We start from the raw sequence: 21,848 nt of genomic DNA on the forward strand, positions 1-21,848 counted from the left end.
TTTTAACTTTTTCAAAACTTCCGTAAGTCCTCCGGTTGCCCCACCTTAAATAGTATGAAAATCATTGACTCATATATGCATCGTTCACCCTATCCTGCAGGTAAACTTTAAAGTATTTGCCCTTCGGTGTTTCCTTATATGCTTTATATCCCTCGTCAATACAATCCGGACAGGCATCCCTCGGTATGGAGACAGCGAATATCTCATAGCCCCAGTCGGAGCGGGAATGGATGGTATTTACGCCTGAGCAGCGGGGACAAACTTTGAACTTCTGCGTCTGTTCTTCCATGATGCCATCGGTGTCATAATATATATTCCTGATTCTTGCCACATACTCCCGGCCGTTTAATGTTTTTAGAGCCTCCCGTGCAATATCTTCCTTTTTTCTCCACCGCTGGTAAATGGTTTCGCACAATTTTTTTATATACTCGGTAGTGCGGGGAGATTGCTTAAGCTTCCCCGGATCATAGTCCGGTTCTTTCACATGTGAATAATCAAGTCCAGCCATGGCCAGGATGATGCCAAGATTCACATAAGGAAGGGCACCTTCAATGGAATACCCGCCTTCCAGGACCGCAATGTCCGGGTTCAACCTGTGGTTTAACTCGGCATAGCCATGGGCGGTAAAGTTCATGTTGGTGATGGGGTCTGTGTAGTGGTTGTCCTGGCCGGCGGAATTCACCACAAGGTCGGGCTTATATTCCTCCAGTATGGGCATTACGAGGTTGTCCAGCACGTATAAAAAACCTTCTTCACCAGTTTCAGGAGGCAAGGGTATATTTATATTGTATCCCATGGCTGCAGGACCGCCGAACTCGTCTATAAAACCGGTGCCGGGATAAAGTGTCCTGCCATCCTGATGGAAGGATATATAAAGGGTATCCCTGTCATTCCAGTATATGTCCTGGGTGCCGTCTCCATGATGACAGTCGGTGTCTACTATGGCTATTCTCCGGTGGCCAAACCTCTGTCTTATGTTTTCCAGCATTACCGCCTCTATATTTATGATGCAAAAGCCCCTATCGCCAAAGACGACCCTCTGGGCATGATGTCCCGGCGGCCTTACTATTGCAAAGGCTTTGTCCACTTCTTTTTCCATAAGGGCTTCTGCAGCTTTGATGGCACCTCCGGCGGAAATGAGATGGGACTCGGTCACCCGTGACATCACGTCAGGCACACAAAAATGCACCCTCAGTACATCTTTTTCAGTGGCCATGCCGGGATTAAAGAATTTGATCCCTTCAATATCGGCTATTCCCTCTTCAAATACCTGGTCCTGAGTATACAGCAGCCTTTCTTCCCTCTCGGGATGGGTGGAGCTTATGGCCCAGTCAAAAGCCGGGAAAAAAACAAGACCCAGTTTATTCTTAGCCCTAAGCATAGTTCACACCTCGTAGTTCATATAGTAATCCGGGTTTTACCTGGGCTCTTATCCTTATGTTTTTTCCGCTGGTATAAAACCCCCGCACCATATTGAAGCTCGATTCCTCCGTTATCTCTGATTCGGTTTTGCTGCCCTCAGCTCCCAGTATAGAAGTCCTCTGCTTTAAAAGCTCCAAAGCTTTTTGCCTGGCCATATCCAGGGTGAAATTTCTGTCAATTCGCTCGTACAGGCCAATCTCCGGGACCGAAAGTGTCCCTGCAGCCGTATCGGCAAGAAGGGTAATCTCGGCGGTGGTCTTAGCAAGGGCTGCTCCCACCGCATTGGCCACCTCAAAATATGCCGGGACGCGGCAGGGGAGTTTGAATTTTTTCTCCAGCACAGGAGCCATCGCCCTGGCGGGGCCTCCAATAATAGAAACATACTCGGGTTTCAGCCTCTTCCCGTACAGCAGTTCCTTTACCGTATACACCGGGCGGCTGTTTATATCCGCAAGAAGGCTGTCCACCTTTTGTTTAATGATATCTCCCATCTTTTCATATATCGCTTGCGCTGCGGTTTTCGCATCCACCCCGAGCTGTTCCCCTATATTTTTCATGGCTGATATCGCCCGGTCTTTTTGCCCGAAATTAAGAAGGCCTAGCAGAATCATAGCGTCACTCGGGGTAGGTACAGGGCCTCCCAGTGCCATGGGAAATCCCTCCCGCCTCGGGCCAATTTTTATTTCTCCTTTCTCAACCGAAACGGCACTATCTCCGCCGAGGCCTATGGAAACACTGTATATGGCCCTGACCAGCGTCTTGAAATGGCCTATGCTTATTCCAAGAGGTTCAAAAAGCGGAATGCCATCGGCTACAAAAGAAATATCTGTCGTAGTGCCGCCAATATCGAGAAAAACCGCATCTTTGTCGCCGGGATTGAAAGCGCATGCGCCCATGAGGCTTGCAGCCGGCCCCGACAGAATGGTAAATACCGGAAATTCCTGCGCCGCATCCAGGCTGACGGTGCCGCCGTCGGCCTTGAGCACATTTACGGGGGCGCTGATTTTTTCTTTTTCTAGAGCCTGTTTAAAACTTTCGCAAAATCCTTTAAATACTTTATACACGGCAGAGTTCAGGTATGAGGTAAAAACCCTCCGCGGGAAATTGAGCTTCCCGGAAAGGGTATGTCCCATCGTAACGGGACAGAATTCATCTTTCAACATCTCTCTTATCTGAATTTCATGCATCGGATTTCTGATTGAAAACTTGGTTACTACGGCGCAGGCTTTTATGTCCTTTCGCCTGAACCGGGATGCCGCTTCCCCGATTTCTTCAGGGATTATGGCTTTTATCTCCCTCCCCCGGTGGTCGATATAACCCGATATAAAAATGTTCTCCTGCCCGCAAGATAAAAATGAAGGATCAATGCCCGGGCCACTTTCTATAATCATTCCTACGGGGACGGTTTTCTCCTCCACTATGGCGTTGGTCGATACCGTGGTGCTCAAATTGATATGTTCGATGCTCGAAATATCTTTCCCCAAAAGCAGGCTATTCAATGTCTCCCATATGGAACCAAAAAGATCGGAGCGGTCAGTGGGTGTCTTGGCTTGCTCCACAATATTTCCGCGGTCTATAATGCAAGCATCCACATGGGTTCCCCCCATATCCAGCCCCACAATCAATTTGCATGCCTCCTTGCGTTTCATTCTCCCTGTATTTTTATTTCAGGCTCCAATTCTACATTGAACTTTTGCTTCACTTCCTTTTGTATATGGTTTATTAAATTCAATACATCTTCGCATGTGGCGTTGTCTATATTTACTATAAAACCCGCGTGCAGATCTGAAACCATCGCCCCGCCAATTCTATAACCCTTGAGTCCCGCCTTCTCGATGAGGTATCCCGCAAAGTTACCGGGAGGTCTTTTGAAGGCGCTGCCGGCACTGGGCAGATTCAAAGGCTGCTTTTGCTTTCTTCTGGCCAAAAAATCTTCCATTCTGGTTTTTATATCGTTATAATCGCCGGGTGAAAGTTCCATTTCAACATCAAGCAAAATTCTGTCCCCTTTTTGAAGTACGGAATATCGATAGGAATATTCCAGTTCATTTTTAGACATATCGTAGATATTGCCTTCAAAATCCATGACACTGACCTTTTTCACTACATCCGCCATCTGCCCGCCATAGGCGCCCGCATTCATTACAACGGCTCCTCCTACGCTGCCCGGAATTCCGCATGCGAATTCCAGCCCGCTCAGGCTGTTTTCCATAGCTACGCGGCCGATCGTCGATACGGCAACTCCCGCTTTGCATCTTATTAAGTTTTTGTTTACTTCTATGTCATTAAAATTCTGTGCAAGTTTTATTACGACACCTCTGATACCTTTATCCTTTACCAAAAGATTAGTTCCATTCCCCATCACAAAAAAAGGGACTCCTTCCCCTTTGCAAAAAGCAACAATCTCTTTAATCTCTTGTACATCTTGCGGCAAAACCAGAATATCCGCCGGGCCGCCGATGCGAAAGGAGGTATGGTTTTTCATAGATTCATTTATTTTGATTCTTTCTTCGGGTATAAAATTTTTCAATTTATGGTATATCAGCTCAACCTCCATTTTACCTTCCCTTCTTTTAATCAAAAAACTTATATACAATGCCTATCATATTTTATTTCTATATATTCTAGATAAATCCTGCATATTTTTCAAAAAAACTCCTGAGGTTTTATATTATATATTATGATTGCGATATAAAAACTGAATCGTCTATTTATTCATCACGGTTTCGGCGGACATCATTTATTATGTCGTCGGGGGCTTTTCCGGCGACTATTTTATAGAAACTCATATCTCCATCTTTACCAATGGTGACAAAAGCTATCGGGGAAATGCTTCCTCCAAAACCGGCTCCAAAACTTTTAAAACAACCGAAGGTAACGCTCAGTATGGGTATAAAAGTGATATTGCCAATCGTTTTTGGCGGCCCCATGACGACTCTGTCGATAAGTTGGTTTTCCTCAAGTTCCATACATACCCTCCGGCATACAATTTTTTAAACATTTTTCTGGCATTACTTTATTTACCTTATTTTCCCCATAATGTCAGCGACTATTCAATCGAAGACAACTTTCAGAAGCCATAAATCAATAAAGACGCCCGGATGTTTCTTTTCAAATTCGCAACCGATAGAAACGACAAATACAAAGACAAAAACCAGAAGAAAAAATAGGGTAAACGGCCGCCTGCACACAGTTTATTCCTCCCTCTAGCCTTTTACCCTATTTATATTAATTTCCATAAAAGTTTATTCAATAAAAAACTACTGGTCGACTGTTTTCGTAAGTAGCTCATACGAGTTCATAATGCTTCGGGTTATATCTCCCGGAACCCCGTCTCCGATAATCTTGCCGTCGATTTTCACCAGCGGCATGATCTCTGTCATTGTCCCGGATACAAATACCTCTTCGGCTTCGAATAAATCCTGCAGGGAAAATACTTCTTCGGAATAGTCGATATTGTTCTTCCCGGCTATTTCAAGGACCACCCCACGGGTTATGCCGTGAAGAATAAAGTTGTTGGCCGGATGTGTCAAAAGTTTTTTATCCTTGACTATGAACACATTGCTGCTGGAAGCTTCGGTAACACATCCCCCCCGGTGGAAAATGGCTTCGTAGGCTCCCGCCTTTTTGGCTTTTTCTTTGGCTATGCTGTTGGCCAGAAGTTGAACCGTCTTTATATTGCATCGATTCCAGCGCTCATCGGGCACCGTTATGCCGGTGACGCCGTTTTCGTAATATTCTCGGGGCTGCGCTTTGACCTCCCGCACTATAACCACCCATGTGCACGAACTTTCTGGCGGAAAGGCGTGCTGGCGGGGATATGCTCCCCTGGTGACCTGGATATATACCGAAGCATCTTTAAAGCCGCTCTCTTTTACAGCCTGATGGCAAACTTTTTCCAGATTGTCTACCCCGAAATCCAGGTTGAGGTAGATTTCATCCGCCCCCTTTTTCATGCGGGCAAGATGCCTGTCAAGATAAAAAAATCTGCCGTCGTACACCCTCACAACTTCATAAATCCCGTCGCCAAACTGAAATCCTCTATCTTCAATCGAAACCCTGGCATTTTCATAGTCCACCCTTTCACCGTTTAAATACACCACAGTCGACATGAACAAACCTCCTTCAGGTTAAATTTTTGCACTGGATTTATACTCCGGAACAATGTCCCGACCCTTTGACTTTAAAAAAGCTATCACGTTTTCTGCGGAAGTGTTCAGCACATTTTCCTCAGGAATGTCCGCCTCTTCTATTATTTTCAAAGCCTTGTCGGAATTTCCAACATCGTAACAGATATGCGCATCGCTTCCCACCGATATTTTTGCTCCAAGAGCCGCCGCCTTTTTTGCAATGAGCAAACAATTTTCCTCGCTGCCCCTGCGGCTGACTGTAAAAGAACTGTTATTGATTTCTATCAGCACATTGTATTCTATCGCCGCCTGCACAACTTTGTCAATATTTATGGGAAATTCGGGATTCCCCGGATGTACCAACACGTCCACATACGGGTTCTTCATGGCATTAATTGCGGCCATGGTATTTTCTTCGACGCTGCCGCATGTATAGCACAAGGTATGAAAGCCCGCCAGAACTATGTCAAGGTTCTTTAAATAGGTTTCCTGCAAGTCCAGATTTCCATCGTAATCCATTATGTTTGCCTCAATGCCGCGCAGTATATAAACCCCCTCTATCTGACGGGGCAACACTTTTATATTGCCGAAATAATAAAAGTGGGGGCCGCCCGGCATTTCAGGGCCATGGTCCGTTATGGCAATCATTTTTAATCCCTTTCTTGCCGCTTCACGTGCGTTTTCCGCCACTGTACTGTAAGCATGGCCGCTGGCAATGGTATGGCAATGGGTGTCAACTTCCAGTATCATATTCACTCCTCCAGCTCAACTTTTCATGCGATCTTTCAAGGTATTTATAAAATCTATTTCAGTAGGGTCTTTATGGTTCAGAATGGCAAGATATGCGCTCACATAATCCCCGAAAATTATATGATAAAGCATTCTTTCCAGAGAGGATTCTCCCCTGGGCCATATCTCCGTAATTCCGCTGACTGTGTTTTCGATTAAACTTTTGGTTATTTCGATGCGTTTTTTTATGCGGTCGATTTCGTCGGGGGACCTCAAAATCACAATCTCCATTCTGGAAAGCAAATCCTTATCCCCCTCGTAACCCATTATTTCATTATGATTCAGTTCGGGAAAAACGTTGAAAAATGCGGGGTGTTTGGAATTTTCATTGAACTGGCCCTTCCATCTCACAGCAATTATTTCCGTAACACCTGCCACGCCGTAAATTACCGGCAGTTTTCCGTAAAGCTTTCTTGCCAGAAGTTTTGCAGGATTTTCGCTTTCTGGCGTTTCATAATGAAATTGACCCCTTATATCCTTCAAAAGTTTGATACTTTCATCGAGCTTAAAGTGCTTCCTGGGTATTATGCCCTGCTCTTCAAGGACTACCAGAAGCGGGAAGAAAGAATACCCCAGAGCCGCTCTCGGAGGCATGCCTCCGGGAATTGTTATGACCGGCACCTCATCGGCAAGAGCTTTTTTCTTCAATTCGCCGCCAGTGGTGATGACCAGGATTTTGGCCTTTCTTTTCAGGGCTTCCTGGTAAGAGGCGAGAGTTTCTTCAGTATTGCCGGAGTAACTTGAAGCTATGACCAGAGTCTTTTCATCCACAAATGCCGGAAGTGTGTAATCTCTGTTTACCATTATTGGTATTACTGATCGATCCTGACATAGCATTCGGAGAAGATCCCCGCCGATAGCGGAACCTCCAAGGCCTGTAACCACCACATTCATTATGCTGTGAAACCTCAAGCCTCTGATGGAATCCCGGGCGATTTTGATAGCCTCTTCGCTAGTTTCCGGAAAATTGTAGATTAAGTCCAGCATTCCGCTTTTATCAAGACTTTTTATGGTTTTTAAATCATCCAGCATACATAAACCTCCATTATTTATTTTTATCATTGAGTTCTTTGAAAAGTATTCTGGAAAATTGCAGCGCCGCATTATAGCCCATGTCTTTTAATCTGTGATCCATGGCGGCCACTTCAAGTATTGCGGCCAAATTTCTGCCAGGCCGAATGGGTATGGTTTTTTTAGGAATAAAAGAATCCAAAATTTTTATTTTCTCTTCTACAAGCCCCAACCTGTCGGTTTCTTTATATTTTTCCCATTCCACCACCTCTATTACCATTTCAATTTTTATATTGTCCCTTACGGCGCCGGCGCCAAAAACGGTCTTTACATCTATAATCCCAAGGCCGCGCACTTCGAGATAATACCTGATAAGTTCGGGTGCGCTGCCTATCAGCACATCCTTGGCCGTTTGTTTTATCTCTACCGCATCGTCCGCCACCAGACGGTGGCCTCTTTTAATGAGTTCCACAGCGGTCTCGCTCTTACCTATACCGCTCTCACCCAGTATCAACACGCCTACTCCATAAATATCCACCAGCACACCGTGCATTGTGGTCCTGGGAGCCAGCGCGCTTTCAAGATAATCGGTAAGTCTGCTTATGAACCGGGTGGTAGCCGCGGGAGTGGTCAGAACATACCTCCTGTATTTTTTTGCAATTTCAATCATTTCTGTTGGAGGCGCAAGTTTTCTGGTTATAATGACGCACGGAACTTCATAGGAAAACAATTTTTCCAGGCGCTCCCTTCTTGTTTCGGTCGGAAGGCTTTCAAGAAAGGATATTTCAGTCATTCCCAGTATCTGTATCCTTTCAAAGGCAAAGTAATCAAAAAAACCCGCAAGTTCCAATCCCGGACGGTTAAGATCCGAGACATATATATCCGGAGGCGTATTGCCGCTTTCGCAAAGGATTTCCAGGTCCATTTTTTCCATTATATCTCTCAGGTTTATTTTTTGCAAAACAAACCACCTCCACCTTTTTTTGCTACTATTATTCCATGATACGGCTTTTAAAAAACATTGAGGCAAGTTGAAATTTGCTCTCATAAAACTGTTATAGTTAATGTTATTCTACAAAAGAAAATAGAATTCCTTCAAAAACATATAAATAATTAAATCAAATCCCGGGATACTATAAATGAAATAAAATTTATTGTCGGGAGGGTATTCCATGGCAAACATAAAATGCAATGTCTCCACCTGTAAATATAACAGAGACAGTAAATGCTGCGCAGAAAACGTAATGGTAAATTCCATCAGGCCCGGATGTACATCAAAAGAAGGCACCTATTGTGATGCCTATGAGAAAAATGACGATTTAGAAAAATGTATTACCACTGACGGAAGTTCCTGTTGGGATTAGTTATTCTAATTTCTTTCTGAATCTGAAAATAGCAAGGGCAAACAATAAGAAGCCCATGAATGTGAGTATTAAAGTGTCATAAAAAAGAACATTAAGTCCGACTCCCTTTACTACTATTCCACGCATTATGCGGATAAAATATGTCACCGGGATGATATAGCTTGCCCATCGCATAGTGTAAGGCATCGCTTCCAGAGGGAATATGAAACCAGACAGGATAATGCTGGGCATGATTGTCAAAACTGTCATCTGCATGGCCTGAAGCTGCGTTTTTGCTATAGTTGATATAAGAATGCCGATGGAAAGAGCTACGATAATAAAAACCATGGCAAGCAAAAACAGCAGCAACAAACTTCCTTTTACGGGGACTTTGAACAGGAATACGCCCAATGAAAGCGAAATGGTAAAATCAAGAAATGCGATAAAGATATACGGAATAAGTTTGCCCACCATCAATTCTGCCGGCTTTATGGGGGTGACTATCAGCTGCTCTATGGTCCCCCTTTCCCGCTCCCTCACCAGGGCAAAAGCTGTTAGCATGATGGTTATATTCTGCATAACGAGTCCTATTAAGCCGGGTATCGTAAATATTTCCGCCCTCAGGGTGGGATTGTATATCATTCTGGGCCTCATATCCACAGGTGCAGGAACAATCGATGCCCCCTTTTTCAACAATGCGGTCATGGAAATTTTACGGGAAAAATTCTCGGCAATCATGAGACCGCTGGAAAAGACCGTCCTGGCAACCGTAGGATCTGAGCCGTCGATTAATATTTCTGCCGGAGCTGTTTCGCCTCTTATGATCTTTTTCTCGAATTCCGGTGGAATATGAACTACAGCCTTCGCCTTTCCCATGTCCAGAAGTTCCAGCATTTCAGCCCGGCTTTTAACATAGTAGTCCATGTCAAAATAATTTGAATTTTGGTATGCCTGTATCAAGTTCCGACTCTGTCGTGAGCGACTTTCATCCCATACAGCAGTCGGAACATGGTCGACTTCCACTTTAACTGCATATCCGAAAAGCAGCATCATTATTAAAGGCATCATAATAGCAATGGCAAGGCTTGCCCTGTCTCTCTTTATATGAATGAACTCTTTTTTAATAATCGTATAAATCCTTCTCAAGTTAAACATCAGCCATTCCTTCTTTTTAATCCGTATAAAAAATTTGCCGATTGGAATATGTCTTCGACTTTTTCGCCGGTCAGCTCTTCCACATATTTCACAAAAATGTCCTCAAGATTTTCGGCTTTCCCCTTTTTAATAATCTCTTCCGGGGTCCCAAAATCAAGCAGTTTTCCTTTAAATATAAATCCTATCAGGTCACAGGTCTGGGCTTCATCCATATAATGGGTAGATACGATGACGGTTATGTTCTGACGGGTGGCTTCTCTTATTATTTTCCAGAAGATCCTCCGGGAAACCGGGTCCACGCCCGCAGTAGGCTCATCCAGCACCAGCAATCTGGGTCTGTGAATAAGGGCGCATCCCAGGGCCAGTCTCTGTTTCCATCCCCCTGAAAGATTTCCCGCCAAAGTCTTTTCCCTGCCTGAAAGCCCCGCCATATTTATAATAAAGCTTTTGCGGACTTTAAATTCCTTCGAAGGGATGGAATATATCTCACCGTAAAACTCAAGGTTTTCCTCCACAGTGAGGTCTTCGTACAGGCTGAACTTCTGCGACATATAACCTATATTTTTTTTGATCAGTTCCGAATCCTTCAATATATCGTACCCAAGCACTCTTCCGCTTCCTGAAGTTGGAGAAAGGACTCCGCATATAATCCTTATTGTGGTCGTTTTTCCGGAACCATTTGGGCCCAGAAAACCGAAAATGCTGCCGCTGGGTATGTTGAGGTTAAGATTATCAACTGCCGTAAGCTGACCGTATTTTTTGGTAAGATCATTTAGTTCCACTGCATATTCCATTATTCCGCATCTCCTTTCGGCAGCTCCACATCCACTTCCATACCCGGCTTTAAATCCTTTGATGTCAGCTTAACCTTGACTTTGTACACTATATTTTCCCTCTCGCTTTTTTCTTGAACATTTCTGGGGGTAAATTCCCCCTGGGGGGAAATGAATATGATTTCACCGGAATAGATCCTGTTCTCAAACTTCACATTCAACTTCTGGTGGAGTTTGATCTTCCCCAGCAGCTTTTCGGGAATGTATACCTCAACCCATAAATCTGCAGGGTCCTGGATCGTCATTATGGTGGAACCGGCAAATACCGATTCGCCAATCTCAAAGTTTCTGTACAATACAACTCCATCTATCGGAGAATATATACTCGCTTTTTTCAATGTTTCCTCGGCCAGTGCGAGGGAGGCCTCAGCCTGAGAAAGAGACGCTCTGGCTGCCCTGATGCTTTCGGTTTTTTCAGCTTCTTCCAGAGCGGCTTCGGCCTGCTTTACATTGGCTTCTGCCGCCTTTATTGACTCATCCCTGCTGCCCGCCAGCAGTTCGTCCAGCTTCGCTTTTGCCATTTCAACAGAGGCTTTTGCTGAATCCCGCTGAAGCTTTAGTGAAGTATCATCCAACTGGATTAAAAGGTCGCCCTTCCTGACAGAATCTCCTTCTTTAAAGAGGATACTGTTTATCTTGCTTCCGATTTCAGAAACAATATTCACTTCCACGGCTTCTATGGTTCCAGAAAAACTTATAACATCTCCTTTAGAAACGCTGCTGCACCCGCTGAAAAAAAAATAGAAGAGCGATTATATATAATAAAAATTTAACGTGCTTCATTCGCTCACCTTCTTGAATTTACTTTGCTGATACACCATTTAAAAAGATGTCCACGATTTTTTCGATATTACCTTCAATTTTCTGTTCAGATAACTCTTCCGAAAACATTTTTTGCCAGACAATGAGAAATATCAGCATTCCCATAAGTGAAAGAACCGCAATGCACGGGTCGATATTTTTTTTAAAATCCCCTTCGGCAATGGCTTTTTTAATAAACTCTTCGCCAGAAGCCCTGGCTCTAGAAACAACCTTTTCAATAAATAGATTCCTGATATCCGCATTCAAACCGGATTCCTGCAGCATAATTTTCAAAAGAGGATAATGAGTCGTGATGATGTCATAACGATTCTTCAATAGTTTTATCAACTTCTGGCGGTGATCCATATTTTCATCTTCCAGTATTTGCATCACGGGTTCGACAACCACATGATACCCATAGACTTCCACCGCTCTGTGAATGATTTTATTGAGAATGTTTTTCTTGCTTCCAAATTTTCTAAACAGCGTCACTTCATTAACTCCCGCTACAGTCGCGATCTCGCGGGTGCTTGTTCCTGAAAAACCTTTTTCTGAAAAAACTTTTATAGCTGCCTCGATTATCCTTTGCTCTGTCTCGTCCATCATAACAACCCCCTTTTTTAAATTAGTATATAGTGTTGTAAGTAATTACTTGCTTACATTTAGTATAATTCTTTTTATTTCTCTTGTAAAGTGAAATATATTCTCAAAATCATTATCTTCTGATATAATTTAATCTGTAACAATGAAAAGGAGACTGGACGAATGATTAACTTTTTACACCGAAAAAAAATCTTTAATCTGCTGCTTCTGACAACTCTTATCATAACAATACTTTTATCGGGTTGTTCGATTCAAACCTCTCCTGAAACCGGAAAAACCTCTCAAAACCAAACGGAAGATAAGTTAACGGAAACTCCTATTTCGCCATTGGATTCCCATCTTTTGCAAGTAACTTTCATGGATGTGGGGCAGGCTGACAGCATCTTTATCAAACTCCCCGAAGGCAAGACCATGCTGATAGATGCAGGCAACAATGATGACGGCAAAACCATTATAAATTACATAAAAAACCAGGGTACAAAAAAGCTGGATGTGGTAATTGGAACGCATCCCCATGAAGACCACATTGGAGCCATGGACGATATTATAAACACCTTTGACATTGGAAAGATATATATGCCCAATGTCACTACCACAACCCGAACCTTCAAAGATGTACTCGCATCCGCCGCAGCCAGGAATTTAAAAATCACCGGCGCCAGAGGCGGAATGAGCGTACCCCTGGAAGACGATGTAAAGATTGAACTCCTGGCACCGAACAGCAAAAAATACGAGGACCTTAACAATTACAGCGTTGTTTTGAAGATGACCTACAATAAAACTTCTTTCCTTTTCACCGGTGATGCCGAAAAGTTATCGGAGGAAGAAATGCTGAAACTTAATTACGATTTGAAAGCCGACGTCCTGAAGGTAGGCCATCACGGCAGCAGTTCTGGAACTTCTAAAGAATTTCTATCTGCCGTTTCTCCAGAGTACGCAATAATCAGCGTCGGAAAAAACAATGATTACGGCCATCCGCATAAAGAAACGCTAGAGCGCCTGGCCGACCACGGAGTAAAAGTTTACACCACAGCCGACAACGGGAACATACTGGTCACCAGTGACGGAGAAAATATAAAAATGGAGGGTTTATATGTACGGTGTTATCGATAGATTCGAAGGTGAATTTGCCGTAATTGAAACCGACGATAAAAAAATCATGAACATAAAAAGAAAATTGTTGCCGGAAAAAGCCAGGGAAGGCGATGTCGTCGACCTTGAAAGCATGGCTGTGGATGAAGAGGAAACGTTACGCCGCAAAGAATATATACGAATACTGAGGGAAAAAATTTTTCAAGATGAATAAAGTTTGTTCTCAAAATACTCTTTCTCCGAGCACCGCTTCTCTTTCCGGCTGCAGCAAAATCACCCGGCCTTCTTCATCCTTCACCCCCAGGATAAGCACTTCCGACATAAAACCGGCAATTCTTTTCGGCGGAAAGTTAACCACACCTATCACCAGGCGGCCGATCAAGTCTTCTTTTTTATAAAGGGCCGTCAGCTGGGCGCTGGATTTTTTTATGCCTATCTCCTGCCCAAAATCAACGGTCAGCTTGTATGCAGGCTTTCTGGCCTCGGGAAAGTCTTCCACCTTAAGGATTTTCCCCACCCGCATATCCACTTTTTCAAAATCCTCGTAACTAATCACTCACTATCATCTCCCTTTATGGTCATTTTCGTTATTTTCCACCGTTCGCCAATCTTATACAGTTCCGCCCGGAATCCCAGTCTGCCGTTTATATAATTATAATCTCCAACCATTGTTATTTTCGTCAAGGCTTTCAAAAGCAATATTTATCTTCTCCATGATAACTGCTGGATCCTTTTCCCCATCTTTTTTATTTTAAATGTTCCGGGTTTAATCCTTGAAGTTCCTTTGGGACAAAAATGCCGTCTTTCCTGATTAATTTATCGTCGAACCAGATTTCTCCGCCCCCATATTCGGGCCGCTGGATATAAACCAGGTCCCAGTGTATGGCGGACTTGTTTTTGTTGTCGCATTCTTCGTAACTCTTGCCAGGAGTAAAATGTATGCTGCCGGCAATTTTCTCATCAAAAAGCGTATCTTTCATGGGTTTTAAAATATAGGGGTTCAAACCGAAGGAAAATTCTCCGATATATCGGGCGCCTTCGTCGGTATCAAGAATTTTGTTGATACGCTCGGTGTCGTTGGCGGTGGCTTTAATTATCTTCCCGTTTTCGAATTCAAATCTAATATCTGTAAAAGTAAAACCCTGGTACACTGATGGGGTATTGTAAGAAATAACTCCGTTTACCGAATCTCTAACCGGCGCGGTAAATACTTCCCCGTCGGGTATGTTTCTCTTGCCGTCGCATTTTACAGCGGGCATACCTTCTATGGAAAAAGTGAGATCAGTGCCCTGACCCTTGATATGCACCTTTTTTGTTTTATTCATCAACTTGACGAGAGGATCCATAGCTCTTGACATTCTGGCATAATCCATGCAGCATACATCGAAGTAAAAATCCTCGAAGGCTTCGGTACTGGTATCCGCCAGCTGCGCCATGGATGGGTTGGGATACCGAAGAACGCACCACCTAGTGTTCGGAACCCGTATCTCGCCGTGCACCGGTTTTACATAAAGCTGCATATACATGGCTTTTTTCTCCTGCGGCACGTCGGAAAGTTCGGCTATGTTGTCACCGCCCCTTATACCGATATAGGCGTCCATTTCCCTCATGCGGGCCGCGTCATGATCCGCCATCATTTTCAGGGTTTCTTCATCCACATGCATGAGTATTTCCCTATCTATTTGCTGCATATTCAAAGATACAAAAGGCTTTGCTCCAACATTATAAGCTTCACGGATAAGTGCCAGAACGAGAGAAATTTCACCGGGGCCGGATTCGATGAGTATCTTTTCCCCTCTTTTTAATTCCACCGAATAATGAATAAGTTCGTGTGACAATTTTTTAATCCTTGGATCCTGCAATTTTCTATCCCCTTTCGAATATTGTTTTGTGTTTAGCCGGAGTCTATAAAATTTTAACATAAATTTAACATAAAAAAAAGCATTTACAAGCAAAATAAAGTTTTGAAAGGTTATATCGAGAAGGATTTTAAAATAATTTGGCGAATTATCTTAGAGTATGTACCTCACTTTTTTTCATATATTTAACATTTGTTCAATCACAGGAGGGTTTTTCATGCTTGTAACATTAAAAGAAATTCTTTCAGACACTCGAAAAAATAAATACGCAGTGCCGGCCTTTGATGTAAATAATCTGGAAACATTCAAGGCCGCGGTGGAGACCGCCGAAGAGGAAAAATCCCCGGTCATTGCCATGGTTCTTGATCCGGACATGAAGTATGGCAATTTGCGATATCTGGTCCCCATGATGAAAGAAGTGGCCTCCAACTCCGGAATACCTGTCTGCATTCACCTGGACCACGGTGCAGATATTGATACCGTGGCAAGATATATTTCTCTCGGATTTACTTCGGTCATGCTGGACGCCTCCACCCTGCCGCTTTCTGAAAACATTCAAATAACATCCCAGGCGGTTAAATTCGCCCACGCTGCCGGAATCAGTGTAGAAGCCGAACTGGGTCATGTGGGGGTCGGGCTTTCGGACTCGAATGAAGACATAGAGAACCTTTTTACAGTACCGTCCGAAGTGGAGGAATTTGTAGCAAAGACCGGGGTAGACGCCCTTGCGGTGGCCATTGGCACCGCTCATGGTCCGTATAGAGGACAACCCCAGCTTGATATCGACCGCCTGAAAGACATAGCAAAAACAACCGACACGCCCCTTGTTCTGCACGGCGGTTCATTGACGCCCGACGACCAGATAAAAGCGGCGATACAAGCAGGCATCTCCAAGCTGAATATCGCCACCGAACTTCGCATCGCCCTGTACAGGGGGCTGAAATTTTCGGTATATGAACTGCCCGAGCACGCATCACTCCATGAGATATATGAAAAGCCCATGGAAATGATGAAACAGCTGGTCAGAGAAAAGATTCGGCTCTGCGGCAGTCAGAATAGAGCTTAGTTGAATATATTCCCCGCTGCTTTAAGAGCATATTTAGCGCCATTGGCAGCAGCATTTTTAAAGAGGTGATTTCGATGCTCGCATTGAGACTTTACGGTAAAAGTGATTTGCGATTGGAGGATATCCCCAAACCTTCGGCGCCAAAGGGCGGATTGCTGGTAAAAGTTCACGCCTGCGCCATCTGCGGCAGCGACTTAAGAAATATAAAGGCGGGAGGTTCTTCCCACGGCATGACACTCCCCAGGGTCCTGGGCCACGAAGCTGCCGGTGAAATAGTGGAAGTCAGCGATGGGGTTGAGGGATTCAACATAGGAGACCGGGTACTGCTCTCCGTGACGGTTCCCTGTGGCAGGTGCCACTATTGCCTCCGGGGTCTTACAAATCTCTGCGATTATAAGACCGCGCTTTCATACCAGTATGACGGAAGTTTCGCCGAATATGTGGCCGTACCGGGCCAACTGGTCATGACCGGAGGCGTCATCCCCATTCCTGATGGTGTAAGCTACGAACAGGCTTCCATAGTGGAGCCTCTGTCCTGTGTTTTAAACGGCCAGGAGCTTTCCGGCACGGGTTTGAATGATGTGGTAGCGGTCGTGGGAGCCGGTCCCGTAGGCATTACCCATGCGATGATCGCCAGAGTTCTTGGCGCTTCAAAAGTCATAATAGCGGAAATCTCTCAGGAGCGGCTTGAGATAGCCGGTAAAATAAAGGTTGCCGACAGATTGGTGAATTCTGGTATAGAGGATTTTGTAAAAGCTGTCATGGAGGAAACCGACGGCCATGGCGCCGATGTGGTCATCGTGGCGGCCCCTTCGGGCGAAGCTCAGGTACAGGCTCTGTCCGCCGCAAGGAAGCGGGGAAGGGTAAATTTCTTCGGAGGCCTTCCCAGAGATCGCTCCACCATCACCATCGACAGCAACGTCATCCATTATAAGGAACTGTTCGTCCACGGCACTTCCGATTCCACCGTTGTCCATATGAAAAAAGTTTTGAGCCTGATTGAGAACAAAAAAATAGACGCGGACCTCCTTATAACAAAAGCCTTCCCGATTGCTCAATACAAAGAGGCCTTCGAACTGGCTTCCAGCGGAAAAGCCCTGAAAGTAATAATAAACCCCTAGACGCCTTCCAGATCAAAGTCCGGAACATATTCGTCCGAAGCGGCGCCTTCTTCCTGCACGAAGCCATTTTCAAGGCCATACTCGAAAAAACATCTTATGACATCATCATATTCTTCTGCGGAAAGCCTCCTGTTAATTTCGGGATGGCTTTTCGCCTTGTAATACGGAATATACTGGGACATGAGGCTTATATAAACTCCTTTTGGGAGATGGCGGCTTATCCACCGGAGGATTTTTTTGGAATCTTCTTTATGGCCCGGCAATATTAAATGCCTAATGATGAGGCCTCTTTTTATAATCCCATTTTCATCGAAAACCGGCTCGCCTACCTGGGATGACATCTCGGAAATGGCCTTAGCTGCGGTTTGGAAATAATTTGGAGCTCCGGAATACTTCAAAGCTAAAGCGTCGTCAAAATACTTTAAATCTGGCAGGTATATATCCACCAGGCCGCCCAGGGCCTTTATCGTCTCCACATTCTCATAAGCATTGGAATTCCATACAATAGGGATAGAAAGGCCTGCGGATTTTGCCGTTTTTATGGCTTCAATTATCTGCGGCGTATAAATGGTGGGAGTCACTAGGTTTATGTTGTGGACACCTTTTTGCTGCAATTTCAGGAATATCTCAGCCAGTTCGTCTGTAGATACGGCTTTCCCTAATCTTTCCTGACTTATCCTGTAGTTCTGACAGAAAATACATTTCATATTGCAGCAGGTAAAGAACACCGTACCAGAGCCTTTCTCTCCGCTGATGCACGGTTCCTCCCATCTGTGGGGGAAAGCTTTAGCTACCAACACTTCTGCTGTAGCCCCGCAGGCGCCTTTTTCGCCAGCAAGGCGGTTTACTCCGCATTTTCGAGGGCATAGATTGCATTTTTCCAGTAAATGCTTCATTTTGTCAAGCCTTTCCAATATGGAATATCCATCCCGCTCCTGAAAGCCTTTTCATTTATCTCATACATGGATTTTCTATGAGGAGGCAGAAAATAATCTATTGAACTCAGGATAGTTTCCGGTTTCACTATGCCGCACTTCCCTACAAGGGCGCCCAGAGCCACCATGTTTGCCACTTTCATGTTTCCCAGTTCATCCGCTATCCCGCCGGCATCCACCTCCAGTATTTCAACATCGTAACGGGCAGGCTTTACATCGATCATGGCCTTATTGAGGATAATCAATCCTCCCGGTTTCACCTGCGGAGAGAATTTTTCCATCGAAGGTTTGTTCATGGCGACCAACACATCCGGAGAGGAGATTATAGGAGATGGTATCCTCTTATCTGATATTACAACCATACAGTTGGCGGTGCCTCCCCTCATCTCGGGCCCGTACGACGGTATCCACGAAACTTCCTTTCCTTCCATCATGGCGCTGTGGGCAAGAATCTCTCCCATAAGCATGATGCCCTGCCCGCCAAATCCAGCCATTATTACTTCCAGTTTCATTCCGGCACCTCCCTTGATTGTTTGAATATGCCCAGCGGAAATACCTTTGTCATCTCGTCACTGATCCATTTCATAGCATCTTTCGGAGCCATCCCCCAGTTGGTGGGACACGGGGAAAGCAATTCCACCATCGAAAAGCCCGCGCCCTCTATCTGCATTTTAAAAGCCTTTTTTATAAACGCCTTCGCTTTCAAGATATTTTTCACATCCGTGAGAGCCGCTCTGGCCAGAAAAGCCGGGCCATCCAGCACAGAAAGCATTTCACACACTTTTATGGGGTATCCGGCAAATTTGGGATCCCGCCCATATGGAGAAGTTTCTGTTTTCTGACCCAGCAGAGTAGTGGGAGCCATTTGGCCGCCGGTCATGCCGTATACGGCGTTGTTTATAAATATGACTGTTATGTTTTCCCCACGGCCCGCCGCGTGGACAATCTCGGCGGTACCTATGGACGCCAGGTCCCCGTCGCCCTGGTAGGCGAAAACGATTCTGTCGGGCAACACCCTCTTTATTCCCGTAGCCACCGCTGGAGCCCGTCCGTGGGCGGCCTGCTGCATGTCAATGTCGAAATAATTGTACGCCAGTACTGAGCAGCCCACAGGAGCAATTCCAATGGTTTTTTCCTGAATGCCAAATTCGTCAATGACTTCAGCCACAATCCTGTGCGCAATGCCGTGCCCGCAGCCGGGACAATAGTGGGTTTTAGTAGGCTGCAGGGATTTTGGTCTTTCAAAGACCGCCTTCATCTTGACGCCTCCTTCATCTTGAGGATCTCGTTGAAAATATCTTCCGCTGCAGGCACCATGCCTCCGGGCCTTCCGTAAAAGTAAACAGGCGCCCGCCCGTTTACGGAAAGTTTTACATCATCTATCATTTGCCCGAGAGACAGTTCTACCGTCAAAAATGCTTTTGCAGCATGCATAACATCATCAAAGGCTTTGTGAGGATAAGGCCAGAGAGTAATCGGCCGAATGAGCCCGGCTTTTATTCCTTCGCTTCTCGCCATTTCTACGGCCGAGAAGGCAATTCTGGCACAGATGCCGTAAGCCACCACAAAATACTCGGCATCATCACCGCTTATTATTTCCCACCTACATTCTTTCTCCATGATTTCCCTGTACTTTTTATAGAGTTTCCAGTTGTGCTGCTCCAATTTGACAGGGTCAAGGTAAAGAGAATTGATAACATTCTGCTTTCGCCCTTTCATCCCCGTTGTGGCCCACGTCTTTGGCGGCAATTGCCTGCCGGGTTTTTCCCTGAATACCACCGGTTCCATCATCTGGCCCAGAATGCCGTCGCCCAGGATCATCACCGGGTTTCTGTAAAGGTCCGCCAGATCGAAAGCATCATATACCATATCTACTAGTTCCTGGACAGAAGACGGAGCAAAGACAATAGTCCTGTAGTCTCCATGGCCGCCTCCCCGGGTGGCCTGGAAGTAGTCGGACTGGGCTGGTTGAATATCGCCCAACCCCGGACCGCCCCTTACTATATTTACAATAAGGCAGGGCAATTCCGCGCCGCAAAGGTAGGATATCCCCTCCTGCTTGAGACTTATGCCGGGGCTCGAAGAAGATGTCATCACCCTGGCTCCGGCTCCAGCCGCACCATATACCATGTTTATAGCTGCTACCTCACTTTCGGCCTGCAGGAAAACACGGCCTCTTTTCGGCATTTCCCTGGCAAGATAGGCAGGCAGTTCACTCTGCGGAGTGATTGGATAACCAAAAAAGCACTGGCACCCCGCCCTGATGGCTGCTTCCGCCAGAGCTTCATTACCCTTCATCAACTGCTTTTCCAACCGCCTCTTCCTCCTTTACATCTTTGTATATGGCAAAAACAATGTCGGGACATATTACCGAACAAAAACCGCACGCAATGCACCCTTCATCGGCAGCAACCGGATGATAGCCCAGAGCGTTTACTACAGAAACATCAAAGTGTAAAATTTTTTTGGGACACACTTCCATACAGAGTCCGCACGCTTTACACCTGTCTTTATCAATAATCAGCTTGTTCAAATATGATGCCCCCTGTCTGAATTATATTTCGGTGCAAACAGCCGCCTTCAGAAATCTATCATACCTTTTCGCCTCCTCCATCCCTTTCAATACCCTCAACGCTCCCTGCGCCAGAGCTTCCAGTTCATCTTCCCCAGGAAATACATATATCCTGGCTATAAATGCCACCCGCTCTTTTATCCAGTTAACGAAACACTCGCAAAAGGCAAGTCCTCCGGTCAGAACAATGGCATCCACCCGGCCTTCAAGGGTGGCGGCACAGGCGCCTATCTCTCTTGCCACCTGGTAGGCCATTGCCTCAAAGATAAGACCGGCTCGCTCATCGCCATGCTCAATCATAGCCAGCACTTGCCTTGCATCATTTGTCCCCAGATGAGCCACCATTCCCCCGCCGCCGGCTATCTTTTTCTTGATTTCCGAATATGTCAGACCGCCCTCTAAAATCAATTTTACAAGGTCCATAGCTGGGAGCCTGCCAGCCCTTTCCGGAGAAAAAGGCCCTTCTCCGTCAAGGCCATTGTTCACATCCACCACTTTTCCTTTTTTATGAGCTCCTACGGTTATGCCGCCACCGAGGTGCGCCACAATGATATTGACCTCGTCATAGCGTTTGCCCATCAAGAATGCAGCCTTCCTGGCCATCGCTTTCTGGTTTAGAGCGTGGAAAACGCTGCGGCGTTCTATCTCCGGAAGCCCTGTGATGCGCGCGATGGGTTCCAACTCGTCGACCACCACCGGATCTACTACAAAAGCCGGAATACCAAGTTCTTTCCCGATTTCGTAAGCCAGCATTCCGCCAAGGTTTGAGGCATGTTCTCCATAGTGACCGCTTTTCAAATCATGAAACATGTACTCGTCCACCATGTATGTCCCGCCTTCCAGCGGCCTTGTGATGCCTCCCCGACCAACAACGGCATCTAACTCCTTCATGTCAAAATTTCTCCGTCGAAGCATTTCGAGTATCAGGTTCTTTCTGAACAGAAACTGATCCGTAATCCTGTCAAAGTTTTTAAGTTCTTCAACAGAGTGATTAACATTTTCGGTCATAAACGGTTCATCATCTTTAAAAATCGCAATTTTTGTAGATGTGGATCCAGGGTTTACAGCAAGAATTATATATGAAATATTCACCATAAAACCCTTCTCTCCTTCATT

General features: G+C 45.3%; 26 protein-coding genes. 5 read left to right on the forward strand and 21 right to left on the reverse strand.

The window, feature by feature from the left end; genetic code table 11:
- Positions 1-61: 61 nt before the first annotated feature.
- The 8 genes from AC6I1H_RS02460 to hprK form a co-directional block, all read right to left on the reverse strand.
- Positions 62-1,381, reverse strand: a complete 1,320-nt coding sequence (locus AC6I1H_RS02460; RefSeq protein WP_497739447.1) for a histone deacetylase family protein — start codon at positions 1,379-1,381, stop codon at positions 62-64.
- A complete protein-coding gene (locus tag AC6I1H_RS02465; protein WP_497740692.1) occupies positions 1,374-3,041 on the reverse strand; it encodes a hydantoinase/oxoprolinase family protein in 1,668 nt (555 codons plus the stop codon). The genes AC6I1H_RS02460 and AC6I1H_RS02465 overlap by 8 nt, the downstream gene beginning before the upstream one ends.
- A 26-nt stretch (positions 3,042-3,067) precedes the next feature.
- Positions 3,068-3,979 carry a UDP-N-acetylmuramate dehydrogenase gene (gene murB, locus AC6I1H_RS02470; protein WP_497739448.1) on the reverse strand — a complete coding sequence of 304 codons (912 nt, stop codon included), beginning with the start codon at positions 3,977-3,979 and terminating at the stop codon, positions 3,068-3,070.
- Positions 3,980-4,133: 154 nt separating this feature from the next.
- On the reverse strand, positions 4,134-4,391 hold the full coding sequence (locus AC6I1H_RS02475) for a hypothetical protein (RefSeq protein ID WP_497739449.1): 258 nt from the start codon (positions 4,389-4,391) through the stop codon (positions 4,134-4,136).
- A 291-nt stretch (positions 4,392-4,682) separates the two neighbouring features.
- Positions 4,683-5,534 carry a D-amino-acid transaminase gene (gene dat, locus AC6I1H_RS02480; RefSeq protein WP_497739450.1) on the reverse strand — a complete coding sequence of 284 codons (852 nt, stop codon included), beginning with the start codon at positions 5,532-5,534 and terminating at the stop codon, positions 4,683-4,685.
- 18 nt (positions 5,535-5,552) lie between these two features.
- Positions 5,553-6,302 (reverse strand): phosphatase, encoded by a 750-nt coding sequence (locus tag AC6I1H_RS02485; RefSeq protein WP_497739451.1) that lies wholly within the window; start codon positions 6,300-6,302, stop codon positions 5,553-5,555.
- A gap of 15 nt (positions 6,303-6,317) precedes the next feature.
- Positions 6,318-7,373 carry a bifunctional phosphoglucose/phosphomannose isomerase gene (locus AC6I1H_RS02490; protein WP_497739452.1) on the reverse strand — a complete coding sequence of 352 codons (1,056 nt, stop codon included), beginning with the start codon at positions 7,371-7,373 and terminating at the stop codon, positions 6,318-6,320.
- Positions 7,374-7,386: 13 nt separating this feature from the next.
- Positions 7,387-8,313: an HPr(Ser) kinase/phosphatase gene (gene hprK, locus AC6I1H_RS02495; RefSeq protein ID WP_497739453.1), complete on the reverse strand. Its 927-nt coding sequence runs from the start codon at positions 8,311-8,313 to the stop codon at positions 7,387-7,389.
- A gap of 211 nt (positions 8,314-8,524) precedes the next feature.
- Between hprK and AC6I1H_RS02500 the strand changes: the two genes are divergently transcribed.
- A complete protein-coding gene (locus AC6I1H_RS02500) occupies positions 8,525-8,716 on the forward strand; it encodes a DUF1540 domain-containing protein (protein ID WP_497739454.1) in 192 nt (63 codons plus the stop codon).
- Here the strand turns inward: AC6I1H_RS02500 and AC6I1H_RS02505 are convergent, their stop codons facing one another.
- The 4 genes from AC6I1H_RS02505 to AC6I1H_RS02520 all read right to left on the reverse strand — a co-directional run bounded on the left by AC6I1H_RS02505 (position 8,717) and on the right by AC6I1H_RS02520 (position 12,090).
- Positions 8,717-9,850: an ABC transporter permease gene (locus AC6I1H_RS02505; RefSeq protein ID WP_497739455.1), complete on the reverse strand. Its 1,134-nt coding sequence runs from the start codon at positions 9,848-9,850 to the stop codon at positions 8,717-8,719. It lies immediately after the preceding gene.
- Complete coding sequence (locus AC6I1H_RS02510; RefSeq protein ID WP_497739456.1) at positions 9,850-10,644, reverse strand: ABC transporter ATP-binding protein; 795 nt, start codon at positions 10,642-10,644, stop codon at positions 9,850-9,852. The genes AC6I1H_RS02505 and AC6I1H_RS02510 overlap by 1 nt, the downstream gene beginning before the upstream one ends.
- Positions 10,644-11,381: an HlyD family secretion protein gene (locus AC6I1H_RS02515; RefSeq protein WP_497740693.1), complete on the reverse strand. Its 738-nt coding sequence runs from the start codon at positions 11,379-11,381 to the stop codon at positions 10,644-10,646. Before AC6I1H_RS02515 ends, AC6I1H_RS02510 begins: the two co-directional genes overlap by 1 nt.
- Before the next feature lie 103 nt (positions 11,382-11,484).
- On the reverse strand, positions 11,485-12,090 hold the full coding sequence (locus AC6I1H_RS02520; protein ID WP_497739457.1) for a TetR/AcrR family transcriptional regulator: 606 nt from the start codon (positions 12,088-12,090) through the stop codon (positions 11,485-11,487).
- A gap of 159 nt (positions 12,091-12,249) precedes the next feature.
- Here AC6I1H_RS02520 and AC6I1H_RS02525 point away from each other — a divergent pair, with 159 nt between their 5' ends.
- Together AC6I1H_RS02525 and AC6I1H_RS02530 are read left to right on the forward strand one after the other, a co-directional pair.
- Positions 12,250-13,200 (forward strand): ComEC/Rec2 family competence protein, encoded by a 951-nt coding sequence (locus AC6I1H_RS02525; protein WP_497739458.1) that lies wholly within the window; start codon positions 12,250-12,252, stop codon positions 13,198-13,200.
- Complete coding sequence (locus tag AC6I1H_RS02530; RefSeq protein WP_497739459.1) at positions 13,181-13,393, forward strand: DUF3006 domain-containing protein; 213 nt, start codon at positions 13,181-13,183, stop codon at positions 13,391-13,393. The genes AC6I1H_RS02525 and AC6I1H_RS02530 overlap by 20 nt, the downstream gene beginning before the upstream one ends.
- A gap of 9 nt (positions 13,394-13,402) precedes the next feature.
- On the opposite strand, the gene AC6I1H_RS02535 is transcribed toward AC6I1H_RS02530, so the two are convergent.
- From AC6I1H_RS02535 to AC6I1H_RS02545, 3 genes are read right to left on the reverse strand one after another with little or no spacing between them, the layout of a single operon-like run.
- The gene (locus AC6I1H_RS02535; protein WP_497739460.1) at positions 13,403-13,735 is read right to left on the reverse strand and encodes a tRNA-binding protein; all 333 of its coding nucleotides are present in this window, start codon (positions 13,733-13,735) and stop codon (positions 13,403-13,405) included.
- Positions 13,732-13,878: a hypothetical protein gene (locus AC6I1H_RS02540; RefSeq protein ID WP_497739461.1), complete on the reverse strand. Its 147-nt coding sequence runs from the start codon at positions 13,876-13,878 to the stop codon at positions 13,732-13,734. The genes AC6I1H_RS02535 and AC6I1H_RS02540 overlap by 4 nt, the downstream gene beginning before the upstream one ends.
- Before the next feature lie 47 nt (positions 13,879-13,925).
- On the reverse strand, positions 13,926-15,041 hold the full coding sequence (locus tag AC6I1H_RS02545) for an aminopeptidase (RefSeq protein WP_497739462.1): 1,116 nt from the start codon (positions 15,039-15,041) through the stop codon (positions 13,926-13,928).
- Positions 15,042-15,255: 214 nt separating this feature from the next.
- Between AC6I1H_RS02545 and AC6I1H_RS02550 the strand changes: the two genes are divergently transcribed.
- Together AC6I1H_RS02550 and AC6I1H_RS02555 are read left to right on the forward strand one after the other, a co-directional pair.
- Positions 15,256-16,104: a class II fructose-bisphosphate aldolase gene (locus AC6I1H_RS02550; RefSeq protein ID WP_497739463.1), complete on the forward strand. Its 849-nt coding sequence runs from the start codon at positions 15,256-15,258 to the stop codon at positions 16,102-16,104.
- A gap of 74 nt (positions 16,105-16,178) precedes the next feature.
- Positions 16,179-17,225 (forward strand): zinc-dependent dehydrogenase, encoded by a 1,047-nt coding sequence (locus tag AC6I1H_RS02555; RefSeq protein ID WP_497739464.1) that lies wholly within the window; start codon positions 16,179-16,181, stop codon positions 17,223-17,225.
- Here AC6I1H_RS02555 and AC6I1H_RS02560 read toward each other — a convergent pair.
- From AC6I1H_RS02560 to buk, 6 genes are read right to left on the reverse strand one after another with little or no spacing between them, the layout of a single operon-like run.
- On the reverse strand, positions 17,222-18,121 hold the full coding sequence (locus AC6I1H_RS02560) for a radical SAM protein (protein WP_497740694.1): 900 nt from the start codon (positions 18,119-18,121) through the stop codon (positions 17,222-17,224). The genes AC6I1H_RS02555 and AC6I1H_RS02560 overlap by 4 nt on opposite strands.
- On the reverse strand, positions 18,118-18,672 hold the full coding sequence (locus tag AC6I1H_RS02565; protein WP_497739465.1) for a 2-oxoacid:ferredoxin oxidoreductase subunit gamma family protein: 555 nt from the start codon (positions 18,670-18,672) through the stop codon (positions 18,118-18,120). The genes AC6I1H_RS02560 and AC6I1H_RS02565 overlap by 4 nt, the downstream gene beginning before the upstream one ends.
- Positions 18,669-19,418 (reverse strand): thiamine pyrophosphate-dependent enzyme, encoded by a 750-nt coding sequence (locus AC6I1H_RS02570; RefSeq protein WP_497739466.1) that lies wholly within the window; start codon positions 19,416-19,418, stop codon positions 18,669-18,671. The genes AC6I1H_RS02565 and AC6I1H_RS02570 overlap by 4 nt, the downstream gene beginning before the upstream one ends.
- On the reverse strand, positions 19,415-20,473 hold the full coding sequence (locus AC6I1H_RS02575) for a 3-methyl-2-oxobutanoate dehydrogenase subunit VorB (protein WP_497739467.1): 1,059 nt from the start codon (positions 20,471-20,473) through the stop codon (positions 19,415-19,417). The genes AC6I1H_RS02570 and AC6I1H_RS02575 overlap by 4 nt, the downstream gene beginning before the upstream one ends.
- Positions 20,448-20,693: a 4Fe-4S dicluster domain-containing protein gene (locus AC6I1H_RS02580; RefSeq protein ID WP_497739468.1), complete on the reverse strand. Its 246-nt coding sequence runs from the start codon at positions 20,691-20,693 to the stop codon at positions 20,448-20,450. The genes AC6I1H_RS02575 and AC6I1H_RS02580 overlap by 26 nt, the downstream gene beginning before the upstream one ends.
- A gap of 21 nt (positions 20,694-20,714) precedes the next feature.
- On the reverse strand, positions 20,715-21,827 hold the full coding sequence (buk, locus tag AC6I1H_RS02585) for a butyrate kinase (RefSeq protein ID WP_497739469.1): 1,113 nt from the start codon (positions 21,825-21,827) through the stop codon (positions 20,715-20,717).
- Positions 21,828-21,848: the final 21 nt, after the last annotated feature.

It is taken from the genome of Biomaibacter sp. TOL, assembly GCF_059717795.1.

Excerpts from the sequence above, each read along its gene's own strand:
- AC6I1H_RS02460 (WP_497739447.1), bottom strand. The coding sequence starts at position 1,381 with ATGCTTAGGGCTAAGAATAAACTGGGTCTTGTTTTTTTCCCGGCTTTT.
- murB (WP_497739448.1), bottom strand. The coding sequence starts at position 3,979 with ATGGAGGTTGAGCTGATATACCATAAATTGAAAAATTTTATACCCGAA.
- AC6I1H_RS02475 (WP_497739449.1), bottom strand. The coding sequence starts at position 4,391 with ATGGAACTTGAGGAAAACCAACTTATCGACAGAGTCGTCATGGGGCCG.
- dat (WP_497739450.1), bottom strand. The coding sequence starts at position 5,534 with ATGTCGACTGTGGTGTATTTAAACGGTGAAAGGGTGGACTATGAAAAT.
- AC6I1H_RS02485 (WP_497739451.1), bottom strand. The coding sequence starts at position 6,302 with ATGATACTGGAAGTTGACACCCATTGCCATACCATTGCCAGCGGCCAT.
- AC6I1H_RS02490 (WP_497739452.1), bottom strand. The coding sequence starts at position 7,373 with ATGCTGGATGATTTAAAAACCATAAAAAGTCTTGATAAAAGCGGAATG.
- AC6I1H_RS02500 (WP_497739454.1), top strand. The coding sequence starts at position 8,525 with ATGGCAAACATAAAATGCAATGTCTCCACCTGTAAATATAACAGAGAC.
- AC6I1H_RS02505 (WP_497739455.1), bottom strand. The coding sequence starts at position 9,850 with ATGTTTAACTTGAGAAGGATTTATACGATTATTAAAAAAGAGTTCATT.
- AC6I1H_RS02510 (WP_497739456.1), bottom strand. The coding sequence starts at position 10,644 with ATGGAATATGCAGTGGAACTAAATGATCTTACCAAAAAATACGGTCAG.
- AC6I1H_RS02520 (WP_497739457.1), bottom strand. The coding sequence starts at position 12,090 with ATGATGGACGAGACAGAGCAAAGGATAATCGAGGCAGCTATAAAAGTT.
- AC6I1H_RS02525 (WP_497739458.1), top strand. The coding sequence starts at position 12,250 with ATGATTAACTTTTTACACCGAAAAAAAATCTTTAATCTGCTGCTTCTG.
- AC6I1H_RS02530 (WP_497739459.1), top strand. The coding sequence starts at position 13,181 with ATGTACGGTGTTATCGATAGATTCGAAGGTGAATTTGCCGTAATTGAA.
- AC6I1H_RS02550 (WP_497739463.1), top strand. The coding sequence starts at position 15,256 with ATGCTTGTAACATTAAAAGAAATTCTTTCAGACACTCGAAAAAATAAA.
- AC6I1H_RS02555 (WP_497739464.1), top strand. The coding sequence starts at position 16,179 with ATGCTCGCATTGAGACTTTACGGTAAAAGTGATTTGCGATTGGAGGAT.
- AC6I1H_RS02560 (WP_497740694.1), bottom strand. The coding sequence starts at position 18,121 with ATGAAGCATTTACTGGAAAAATGCAATCTATGCCCTCGAAAATGCGGA.
- AC6I1H_RS02565 (WP_497739465.1), bottom strand. The coding sequence starts at position 18,672 with ATGAAACTGGAAGTAATAATGGCTGGATTTGGCGGGCAGGGCATCATG.
- AC6I1H_RS02570 (WP_497739466.1), bottom strand. The coding sequence starts at position 19,418 with ATGAAGGCGGTCTTTGAAAGACCAAAATCCCTGCAGCCTACTAAAACC.
- buk (WP_497739469.1), bottom strand. The coding sequence starts at position 21,827 with ATGGTGAATATTTCATATATAATTCTTGCTGTAAACCCTGGATCCACA.